This is a genomic window from Kribbella sp. NPDC002412 (assembly GCF_053592935.1).
In genome coordinates this window covers 1-1,584 of sequence record NZ_JBSFBL010000140.1, presented here as the reverse complement: position 1 = coordinate 1,584, position 1,584 = coordinate 1, and the positions used below count along the sequence as shown (strand labels likewise).

Sequence of the window (1,584 nt, the reverse complement as noted above, 5' to 3'; positions counted from 1 at the left end):
TCGGCGGGGTGCTGTTCATCGACGAGGCGTACACGCTGTCGCGGTCGGCCGGCAGTGGCGGCGACTTCGGCCAGGAGGCGATCGACGCGCTGGTCAAGCTGATGGAGGACCACCGCGACGAGATCGCGATCATCGTCGCCGGGTACACCGCGGAGATGAACGACTTCCTGGACGCCAACCCCGGGCTGGCGTCGCGGTTCTCCAAGACCATCGAGTTCGAGAACTACAGCGCCGAGGAGCTGCTGCTGATCACCGACCGGATGGTCACCGGCGGCGACTACCTGCTCGACCCCGCGGCCGCTCCGCCGCTGACGACGTACTTCGGCCGGATCGCGGACAGCCCCAACTTCGGCAACGCCCGCGAGGCCCGCCGGCTGGTCGAGGCCATGCGCAAGGCGCAGTCGCAACGGCTGCGCACGCTCGGGCGGATGCCGACCACGGAGGAACTGCGGTCGCTGCTGCCGGCCGACGTGCTGACCGCCGCCGGGGGCTGACAGGCCGGGTCCCCGACGGGCGTAGTCCCGCCATCGCATAATGTGATGGGGGTCAGCATCGGATCGGAAGGACCGTCGCGCATGGCCGACGCAGAGAAGCCGCCGTACCCCGGGTTCGACATGAACAGGCCGAGCATCGCGCGGACGTACGACTACCTGCTCGGCGGCAAGGACAACTTCGCCGTCGACCGCGCGTTCGGGGACAAGTTCATCCACGACCTGCCCGGCTCGCAGCAGATCGCGCTGGACAACCGCGCGGCCTTGATCCGGGCCATCCGCGAGCTGGTGTCGGGCAATCGGATCCGCCAGTTCGTCGACCTGGGCAGCGGGCTGCCGACCGCGGACAACGTGCACCAGGTCGCCCAGCGGTACGACCCGAGCGCGACGGTCGTGTACGTCGACAACGACCCGATCGTGCTCGCCCACGGCCGCGCGCTGCTGGCCGAGAACGAGAACACCACGGTGATCCAGTCCGACCTGAGGACGCCGAAGGCGATCTTCGACCACCCGGACACCCGGCGGCTGATCGACTTCGCCGAGCCGGTCGCGGTCGTGTTCAGCGCGACCCTGCACCACGTGAACGACGACGAGGACCCGGCCGGCCTGGTCAAGTTCTGGAGCGACCGGATCGTGTCCGGCAGCTACGTCTTCATCAGCCACTTCCGCAGTGAGAACGACCCGCGCAGCCAGGAGCTCGAGCAGGTCCTGCAGGGGTCGCTCGGCCGCGGCCGCTGGCGCACCGACGAGCAGATCCTGGCGCTGTTCGGCGACGGGTTCACCGTCCTCGAGCCGGGCCTGGTCCCGGCCGTCGAGTGGCGTAATCCGACGCCCGTCGACGACATCACCGACTGGCAGCGTCTGATCGCCGCCGTACTGGCCGTCAAGGACTGACGCTCAGCCTGCCGTCCAGACGAACTTGTTCGAGGTGTAGGTGGTGCCGTCCGGGGCCTTGACGGTGACCCAGACGGTTTGACCGACCGCGTTGCAGGGGAAGCGGTCGTCGACCACCATGGCCCCGTTCTCGTCGGTGGTCTTGCACAAGCGCAACCGTCGTCAGCTCGTGTTGTGGTTCCTGGTCGACGACCCCCTG

3 protein-coding genes are annotated in these 1,584 nt (G+C 68.6%); 2 read left to right on the top strand and 1 reads right to left on the bottom strand.

Features of this window, described 5'->3' with window-relative positions:
- Nucleotides 1-494 (top strand): AAA family ATPase (locus ACWCOV_RS41755; protein WP_449834923.1); only part of this gene is annotated, 494 nt, incomplete at its 5' end.
- A gap of 81 nt (nt 495-575) precedes the next feature.
- Nucleotides 576-1,385, top strand: coding sequence for an SAM-dependent methyltransferase (locus tag ACWCOV_RS41750; protein WP_449834922.1), 810 nt, complete (start codon nt 576-578; stop codon nt 1,383-1,385).
- Nucleotides 1,386-1,388: 3 nt separating this feature from the next.
- Here ACWCOV_RS41750 and ACWCOV_RS41745 read toward each other — a convergent pair whose 3' ends face one another.
- On the bottom strand, nt 1,389-1,535 hold the full coding sequence (locus tag ACWCOV_RS41745) for a hypothetical protein (protein ID WP_449834921.1): 147 nt from the start codon (nt 1,533-1,535) through the stop codon (nt 1,389-1,391).
- Between the last annotated feature and the right edge of the window lie 49 nt (nt 1,536-1,584).